General features: G+C 62.0%; 7 protein-coding genes. 4 read left to right on the top strand and 3 right to left on the bottom strand.

Going from position 1 to position 8,435, the window contains the following annotated elements; genetic code table 11:
- The 3 genes from ACP7AP_RS06875 to ACP7AP_RS06865 form a co-directional block, all read left to right on the top strand.
- Positions 1-440: transposase (locus tag ACP7AP_RS06875; RefSeq protein ID WP_426033460.1), on the top strand; the 440-nt coding region annotated here is incomplete at its 5' end.
- 110 nt (positions 441-550) lie between these two features.
- Complete coding sequence (locus ACP7AP_RS06870) at positions 551-1,135, top strand: hypothetical protein (protein ID WP_426033459.1); 585 nt, start codon at positions 551-553, stop codon at positions 1,133-1,135.
- A 4-nt stretch (positions 1,136-1,139) separates the two neighbouring features.
- The gene (locus ACP7AP_RS06865; protein WP_426033458.1) at positions 1,140-3,197 is read left to right on the top strand and encodes a caspase family protein; all 2,058 of its coding nucleotides are present in this window, start codon (positions 1,140-1,142) and stop codon (positions 3,195-3,197) included.
- A gap of 148 nt (positions 3,198-3,345) precedes the next feature.
- On the opposite strand, the gene iolG is transcribed toward ACP7AP_RS06865, so the two are convergent.
- From iolG to ACP7AP_RS06850, 3 genes are all read right to left on the bottom strand, one after another.
- Positions 3,346-4,347 (bottom strand): inositol 2-dehydrogenase, encoded by a 1,002-nt coding sequence (gene iolG / locus ACP7AP_RS06860; RefSeq protein WP_426033457.1) that lies wholly within the window; start codon positions 4,345-4,347, stop codon positions 3,346-3,348.
- A gap of 178 nt (positions 4,348-4,525) precedes the next feature.
- A complete protein-coding gene (locus ACP7AP_RS06855) occupies positions 4,526-7,030 on the bottom strand; it encodes an ABC transporter permease (RefSeq protein WP_426033456.1) in 2,505 nt (834 codons plus the stop codon).
- On the bottom strand, positions 7,027-7,707 hold the full coding sequence (locus ACP7AP_RS06850) for an ABC transporter ATP-binding protein (RefSeq protein ID WP_426033455.1): 681 nt from the start codon (positions 7,705-7,707) through the stop codon (positions 7,027-7,029). The genes ACP7AP_RS06855 and ACP7AP_RS06850 overlap by 4 nt, the downstream gene beginning before the upstream one ends.
- On the opposite strand from ACP7AP_RS06850, the gene ACP7AP_RS06845 reads away from it, so the two are divergent.
- Positions 7,706-8,380, top strand: coding sequence for an arylesterase (locus tag ACP7AP_RS06845; protein WP_426033454.1), 675 nt, complete (start codon positions 7,706-7,708; stop codon positions 8,378-8,380). The genes ACP7AP_RS06850 and ACP7AP_RS06845 overlap by 2 nt on opposite strands.
- The last annotated feature ends 55 nt before the right edge of the window (positions 8,381-8,435 follow it).

Below are 8,435 nucleotides of genomic sequence, written 5' to 3'. Positions count from 1 at the left end.
AGCGCCTCATCGACCATGCGCCTTTTGGCCACTGGCATACCCAGACCTTCATCGCGGGCCTTGGCTGTGACGGCCTGATCGCCCCTTGGGTTCTCGACGGCGCGATGAACCGCGACAGTTTCGACACCTACATTGTGCATGTGCTAGCCCCGGCCCTCAGGCCCGGCCAGATCGTCATCGCCGACAACCTGTCCTCCCACAAATCCAGCCGCGCCATCGAACTCCTGCGCGCGCAAGGCAACGACCTCATCTTTCTGCCGCCATATTCGCCCGACCTGAACCCGATAGAAATGGCCTTCTCCAAGCTGAAAACACTCATACGCAAGGCCGCAGCCAGAACGTACCAAGCCCTCTGGACCGCCGTCGGTGCAGTCTGCGATCTATTCCATAGCCAGGAATGCAGAAACTACTTCAAAGCCGCAGGATATGGTCCCGATTGAAGGTGACTTGCTCTAAGCGCGTGACAAATGCCGTCACCGCGATTTGGCAACTTTACAGGACCAGCGCCGCGCCGCATCTTTGGCGCGTGATTTCAACCCGGGGCTTTGACATGCTGCGCCTGTCGCTTTTGCTTATCCTGATGGCTTTGCCTGCGGTGGCGGCTCCATTGTCGGGGGTGAAAACTGCCGAACTGTCAGCGCAACTTTATGCGGCGGGGGTGGCGGCCGATGATCCCCTGTTGCTGATCGCAGCGGCGAAGCTGCGCAAGTCGGTAGCGTTTCGCGGCGAGGGTGAGGCTCCGCTCGGATGGGAGGCGATGCTGGCTGCAGCCGAGGCTTTGGTGGCGGATGATGCGGCGCTGCTCGGACTGATCGGCGATGTGCGGGCCGAAGGGATAAAGGGCGTCGCCTCGGGGCCGATGTACAGCATTGGCACATTGGCAAACGGCGGGGTGGATCGCTTCCCCAGCGTCGGCTTTGCAGCGGGGGATTATGCCGAGATTTATGTCGAGGCGCAGGGCGAGGCCGATCTGAACCTGCGGGTGTTTGACGCGAAGGGCCAATTGGTCTGCGCCGACACCAACCCTAGCCCGATTGCGTATTGTGGCTGGACGGCGGCGGGCAGCGAGGGGTTTGTGATGCAGGTGGAAAACGCGGGCCCGCAGGATACGTCTTACGCGCTTATGACGAATTAACGCCATGGCCCTGAAAGCAAAACTGCGCGCGGGGGTTAAGGGATTGGTCTTGGCGCTGCTGGCTGCGCCCAGTTTCGCGCGCGAGAATTACGCACTGCTGATCGGGGCGGCGGAATACAAGAACCTTGATCCGAAATACTGGCTGAAGGGCCCTGCCAATGACGTGCGGCTGGTGCGGACTTACCTCACCACCTCCAGCCCGGTGAAGTTTGCGGCGCAGGATGTGATTGTGTTGGCGGATGGGGTGCAAGGCGCGCAGGCTCCGACACTGGCGGCGATCCGGGCGGCGGTGGCGGATTTGACGGTGCGGGTGCGGCCCGGTGATTTCGTCTATCTGCATTTCTCGGGTCATGGCTCGCAATCGCCGGCTTTGCACCCTGAAACCGAGTTGGATGGGCTGGATGAGACCTTCATGCCCTCGGACATCGGGCCTTGGGATGATGCGGTGGGCCATGTGCAGAATGCGCTGATTGATGACGAGATTGGCACGATGATCGACGGGTTGCGCGCCAAGGGGGCGGATGTCTGGGCGGTGTTTGACAGCTGCCATTCCGGCACGGTGACGCGGGGGATTGAGGAAGACGATGTGCGGTTGCGCGCGTTACCGCCCGACGCTCTGGGAATTCCGGCAGAGTTGATGCAAGTTTCAACGCGGGCTTTGCCTGCCGCCGAAGCGCCGTTTGATGAAAGCGCAAAGCCCGGCATGGGCAGTTTCGTGGCGTTTTTTGCGGCGCAGACCAACGAGGTGACGCCCGAGAAGAACCTGCCGAAAGGCAAACCGGGGAGGGTGCCGCAGGGCGTGTTCACTTATACTCTGTTCGAGATATTGGCGCAGAATCTGGGGGCCAGTTACGGGCAGATCGGGCAGGAAGTGCTGCGGTCTTATGCCACGAAGCGGCTGGCCACGACGACGCCGCTGTTTGAAGGCGATCTGGACCGGGTGGCGTTTTCGGGGGTAGCGCAGGCGCGGGTTTCGCAATGGAGCGGTGAGCTGGAAGGGACGGAGTTTTCCATCCCGGCGGGGTCTTTGCATGGGCTGGCTGAGGGCGCAGTTCTGGCGGTGATGGCCAAGGCGACCGATGCGGATACAGCGGCTTTGGGGTTTGTGAAGCTGACTTCGGTAGAGACGTTTTCGGCCAAGGGCGTGGCGGTGGACACCGGGCTGCCTGCAGAACTGCCGAAGGGATTTTTACTGCGTAAGATCGGCAGTGATGTGGATTTCACTTTGACGGTGGCTTTGCCGAAGGTGGAGGATTTCGCCGTGGTTGCCGCCTTGACCCAAGCGATGGAGGCACTAAAAGCGGCCTCTGGCCCTCGACTGGTCTATGTCGCTGCGGGTGAGGAAGCCGATCTGCGGTTGGCTGTGATCAACGACAGCCCGCGGCCAGATGCGATCTGGGTGCTGCCGCCGACTGGACTGATTGCGGATTTCGCCAGCACGCCTTCGGTATCTACTACGGATAAGACCCCGCAAGCGCTTGGGGAGGTCTTGGCCGATACCCTGACCACGATGGCGCGCGCGATCAATCTGCAAAAGCTGGGCACGGCGGTCGGGTCCGGCAGTTTGAATGTCGATGTTGAACTGCTGACGGGCAAGGATAAGGCCAGTTTGAAGGTGGCAAAGGCGGCGGAAGTGCCGCGCTTGGTGCCAGATGATCAGGTGCACATTCTGGCGCGCAACAATATGGATCAACCGGTTGATATAAACGTGCTTTATATCGCTGCGGACTACGCGATCAGCCATTGGTTTTCGGGTCGGTTGCAACCCGGTGACACGCTGAAAAAAGGCCTGTTCAAGATCGGCACGGATGTTTTGGGCGATGAGCGGATGATCGTGGTGATGACCCCTGCTCTGCCGCAATCGCCAGTCGAGGATTTGAGTTTCCTCGCGCAAGACGCGCTGGATACCGCCCGCGGCCTTGGCGGCTCGACTTTGTCGGTGGCATTGTCCGAGGCCGGGTTCGGGCAGACCACCCGGAGTGCGACGGCATTGGAGGATGACTCCAGCGGCCGCGCGCCGGGAATCATCGAGTTAGAACTGCGTACGGGATTGGCGGAGTAGGTTCCGGGTATTGCTCTTTTTGAAATACTCCCGCCGGAGGCTTCCTGCACGGATGTCGGATGCGCGCCGCGCGGGGATATTTATGCCAATGTGAAATACAAAGCGCGGCAGAGTTTCCCCTGCCGCGCTTTGTCTTGTCAGACCGAAGTTACAGCACTTCGGACATTTTCACCACGCGGCCCTCGGCCACGGATTTCAGCGCGGCATCGGCCAAGCCCAAAGCGATCAGGCCATCTTCGCCCGAAGGCTCGGCTTTGCCCTTGCCACCCAGCGCCGCGATGAACTGGGCAATCTCGGCGGCATAGGCTTCGGTGTAGCGGGTCATGAAGAAGTCGTGCAGCGGCGGGCGGGTGTAGCCTGCGGCGGTGGCGACTTCGATGGAAACCGGGCGCTGGTTTTCTGCGGAAACCGCACCCAGCGAGCCGTGGACTTCGATGCGTTGGTCATAGCCATAGGTGGCGCGACGCGAGTTCGAGATCATCGCTTGTCGTCCGGATTTGGTCTTCAGCATGACTTGCACCGAGTCATAATCACCCGCTTTGCCGATGGCCGGATCGACCAGCACGGCGGCGGTGGCGACAACTTCGGTGATTTCCTCGCCCAAAAGGAAGCGGGCCATGTCGAAATCATGGATCGTCATATCGCGGAAGATCCCGCCCGAGCGTTTGATATAATCCACCGGGGGCGCACCCGGATCGCGCGAGGTGATCACCACCATTTCCGGGGTGCCGATGGTGCCTTTGTCAATCTCGGCGCGCACAGCTTTGAAATGCGGGTCAAAGCGGCGGTTGAAGCCGACCATCAGCGTGCCTTTGTGGGCGCGCACAACTTCGAGGCAGGCTTTGACGCGGGCGAGCGACAGGTCAATCGGCTTTTCGCAGAATACCGCTTTGCCCGCTTTGACGAATTGCTCAATCAGGTCGGCATGGGTGTCGGTCGGGGTGCAGATCACCACGGCGTCAATGTCTTTGGACGTCAAGATCGCGTCGATGGAGCGGACTTCGCAGCCGTATTGATCGGCAATCGCTTGGGCGGCTGCCGCGAAGGCATCGGCCACGGCAACGAGTTGCGCACCCGCATCGCCTGTGACGGCTTTGGCATGGACCTTGCCGATGCGGCCCGCGCCCAAAAGCCCGAATTTTACTGTCATGTCGTCCTCCTAAAGCAGCAGCCCCGACTGGGTTTGCGTTTGCAGAACTGATATTCTATTTGCCGCCAAGATCAATCTGATATTGCCGAGAACGCGGCATAGCGCGCAAATTCTCGGCAGAAATCGGCAGAAACTAGCGTGTCAAAGGCGCATAGTCTAGAATATATATTCCACAGCGTTATTCCTGCGACCGCAATACCTGCGCCGGGCGGGCGGCAAGCGGGCGCAGGACGAAGATCAGGCTGGCAAGCAGCGTGGCCCCGATGCCGCCCAGAACGATGGTGAGGGCCGACACAGGCTCGAATGCATAAGGGCTGTCCATCACAAAGCGCATCACCGCCCATCCGGCAATGCCGCCCGCGATGATGGCGACGATACCTGCTGCGGCCCCCATCAGCGCGGCGCGTAGGGCGAAGCTAAGCAGGATGCGGGCGCGGGATGCGCCGAGCACTTTCAGCACGGCGGCCTCGTAGACACGGGCGCGCTCACCCGAGGCGGCAGCACCAATCAGCACGACAAACCCGGTGAGCAGGGTTGCCATGGCGGCGATGGTGGTGGCTTGGGCGATGGCGGTGAGCGCTTCGGTGACGCGACCGATGGCGGCTTTCACGCTGATTGCGGTGATGTTGGGATAGGCGGTGGCGATTTCGCGCAGAATTGACGCTTCCGCGCCGGGGTCGGCCCCCGGATTGACATAGACGGTGGCGATGTCGGTGTGCGGCGCGCCGGCGACGGCGGCGGGGTCGAGGGTCAGCACAAAGCCCATACCGGCGTTGGAGAAATCGACGACGCGCAGGCTGGTGATGCTGGCTGTGATGTCGCGGCCAAGGATGTTGATGGTGAGCTGATCGCCGAGTTTCAGGCCGAGTTCTTCGGCTTCCTCTGCCGCGAAAGAAATTTGCGGTGGGCCCTGGTAGTTATCGGGCCACCATGTGCCTGCGGTCAGCTTGGTGTTGGCGGGCTGGCTTGCGGCAAAGGTCACGCCGCGGTCGCCAGACAGCACCCAATGCTCGCCCGCGACGCGGCGCGCGTCTTGGCCGTTGATCTGGGTGATGATGCCGCGCAGCATCGGCGCAGATTCTACCTTGGTGACGGCGGGGTTGGCGGCAAGTTTGGCGCGAAAGCCGTCGATTTGATCGGGCTGGATGTCAACGAAGAAGAACGCGGGTGCGCGGGTGGGCAGATCGCGACTGATCGCCGCGCGCAGGTTGGTGTCGATTTGGCCGACGGCGGCGAGGACGGTGAGGCCAAGACCGAGGGCGAGGACGACTTGCATGGTTTCGGCCCTTGGGGCTCCGATCGACGCAAGGGCGAGGCGCATCGTGACCGATCTGCTTCGGCGCGCAAGGCGGCGGGCAAGGCGGGTCAGGCCCCAAGCGGCGCAAGCGAGCACTATGAGCGCGCCGATCACGCCGCCTGCTGTGCCGAGGGCGAGATTTGCGGTGCCAGACAGTAAGACTGCGCCGCCGACCAAGAGCGCGGCCAATGCCAATATGGCGAGAGCATAGCGCGCGCGGGGCCAGCCGCCTGTGAGGCCGCCGCGATACAGCGCTGCGGCGCGGACCTGTTCGCTGCGGGCGAGGGGCCACAGCGCGAACAGGAAGGCCGAGGTGATGCCGTAGAATGCGGCCTCGATGATCGGGCGGGGGTAGAGGGCGATTTGGGCGGGGAATGGCAGGGCGGCTTGGATGGGTCCGGCGAGGACGATCGGGACCGCAATGCCCAAGATCAGGCCAACGGTGACGCCGAGGGCTGTGAGGACGGCGATTTGAATGAGGTAGCTTTGGAAGATCAGACCGCCGGTTGCGCCCAAGGTGCGCAGGGTGGCGATGGTGGCGATTTTCGCATCCAGGTAGGATCGCACGGCGGCAGCGACGCCTACTCCACCGACCGCAAGACCAGCGAGGCCGACAAGGATCAGGAACGCGCCGATGCGGTCGACAAAGCGGGCGACACTTGGGGCGGCTTTGCGGCTATCGCTCCAGCGCAGGCCGGAATCGCGGAATTTGGCTTCGGCCTCGGTTTGCAGGGTGGCGAGGTCAGCGTTGGGGGGCAGCAGCAGGCGATAGGAGGAATCGAACAATGTGCCGGGTTCGAGCAGGCCAGATTGGGCGAGGTCTTGGGTTTTTACGATGGTGCGGGGGGCGAGGGCGAAACCGCTGGTAGCGGAGTCCGGTTCGCGCAGGATGCGGCCTTGCAGGGTGAACTCTTGCGCGCCGAGTTTGAAACGGTCGCCGAGTTTCAGCCCGATCTGGTCGGCGAGGATGCCGTCCATTGCAGCACCGGTGCCGCTTAGCGCCGTTGCCAGATCGCTGGCTTCAAGCTGCACCGAGCCGAGAAGCGGGTAGTTGTCATCCACCGCTTTCACTTGGGTCAGCACATGCGCAGCGCCGGCCACGACCATCGAGCGGAAATCGACAATCTCGGAGGTTTTTGTGGCGATCTGATCTAGGAAAGCGCGCTCCTCTAACGTGGCGAAACGATAGGTAAATTCCACCTGCGCATCACCGCCCAGCAGCACCGCGCCTTGATCGGTCAGCCCCGCTTCAATCGCCGAACGCACCATGCCGACGCCCGCAATCGCGGCCACACCCAACGCGAGACAGGCGAGAAACACCCAGAAGCCGCGCAGACCGCCACGCAATTCGGCCCGCGCGATGCGGGCGGCAAGCGCGAAGCTCATGCTGGCGTTCCGTCAATGCGGCCATCGACCAAGCGGACCACGCGGCTACAGCGCGCGGCCAGTTCCGGGGCATGGGTGACCAGCACCAAAGTCGCGCCGTGGCGGTCGCGCAACCCAAATATCAGCTCCATGATCGCGGCGCCATTGACAGAGTCAAGGTTTCCGGTCGGCTCATCGGCGAGCAGGATCGCCGGACGCGGGGCGGCGGCGCGCGCCAAAGCCACGCGTTGCTGTTCGCCTCCAGAAAGCTGGGCGGGATAGTGCTGCATCCGCGCGCCAAGACCCACGGCGTCAAGTTCATCTTTCGCGCGGGGGAAAGCGTCTTTGACCCCGGCAATCTCCATCGGCAAAGCGACGTTTTCTAAGGCGGTCATGGTGGGGATCAGGTGGAAAGATTGAAACACCACGCCCATCCTGCCCCGGCGAAACTTGGCCAGAGCGTCTTCATCAAGCCCAGTGATGTCTTGGCCCAAGGCCAAAACCCGACCCTTGGACACCCGCTCCAAGCCCCCCATCAGCATCAGTAACGAAGATTTGCCCGAACCGGAGGGGCCAACCAAGCCTAGGCTCTCGCCTTGCCCGACGCTGAGAGTTATGCCCTTGAGGATATCGACGCGGCCTGCAGTTCCGGCCAAGGTCAGCCAAGCATCCTCTAACGCCAGAACGGTCTCAGTCATGTTTCACTTCCTGCTGCCCCGCTTCACATATGCGCCGCTGCGGGCGTTTCGCAATGTGGCGGCGGGGATTTTTCTGCTGATGTCGCCCGCTTACGCCGAAACCACCGTGCTGGCGCTGGGGGATAGCCTGACGGCGGGCTACGGCCTGCCCAGTGATCAGGGCTTTGTGCCGCAATTACAGGCATGGCTGGCGGCGAAGGGTGCGGATGTAAAAATCATCAACGCGGGCGTCTCGGGCGATACCACGGCGGGCGGGCTGTCGCGCATTGATTGGTCTCTGAGCCCTGATGTTGATGCGGTGATCGTCAATCTGGGCGGTAATGATATGCTGCGCGGGATTGATCCGGCCAGCAGTCGCGCCAATCTGGATGCGATTTTGGCCGAGCTGCAGGCGCGGGGGCTGCCGATTTTGTTGGTGTCTTTGCGCGCGCCGGGGAATTACGGCGCGGATTTCAAGACAGCGTTTGATGCGATGTACCCCGATCTGGCGGCGAAATATGGTGCGGTGTTGGCGGATAACTTCTTCTTCCCGGTGATCAACCAAGAAACCCGCCTGCTCGATCCGGAATATATGCAGGCAGATGGCATTCATCCCAATGCCAAGGGGGTGGCGAAGATTTTGGATACGCTGGGGCCGAAGGTGCAAGAATTGCTGGCAAAGGTGGCCAGCTAGCCGCTCCTCAAGCCTTACGGCTTTCCTCGCTTATTGGGATGGCAATGCGAAGAAA

The organism is Cypionkella sp. TWP1-2-1b2 (assembly GCF_049896245.1).
Lineage (GTDB): Bacteria > Pseudomonadota > Alphaproteobacteria > Rhodobacterales > Rhodobacteraceae > Cypionkella.
This window is presented reverse-complemented; position numbering and strand designations above follow the sequence as displayed.

Coding starts and splice junctions, on each gene's coding strand:
- ACP7AP_RS06850 (WP_426033455.1), bottom strand. CDS start 7,707: ATGACTGAGACCGTTCTGGCGTTAGAGGATGCTTGGCTGACCTTGGCC.
- ACP7AP_RS06855 (WP_426033456.1), bottom strand. CDS start 7,030: ATGAGCTTCGCGCTTGCCGCCCGCATCGCGCGGGCCGAATTGCGTGGC.
- ACP7AP_RS06845 (WP_426033454.1), top strand. CDS start 7,706: ATGTTTCACTTCCTGCTGCCCCGCTTCACATATGCGCCGCTGCGGGCG.
- ACP7AP_RS06865 (WP_426033458.1), top strand. CDS start 1,140: ATGGCCCTGAAAGCAAAACTGCGCGCGGGGGTTAAGGGATTGGTCTTG.
- iolG (WP_426033457.1), bottom strand. CDS start 4,347: ATGACAGTAAAATTCGGGCTTTTGGGCGCGGGCCGCATCGGCAAGGTC.
- ACP7AP_RS06870 (WP_426033459.1), top strand. CDS start 551: ATGCTGCGCCTGTCGCTTTTGCTTATCCTGATGGCTTTGCCTGCGGTG.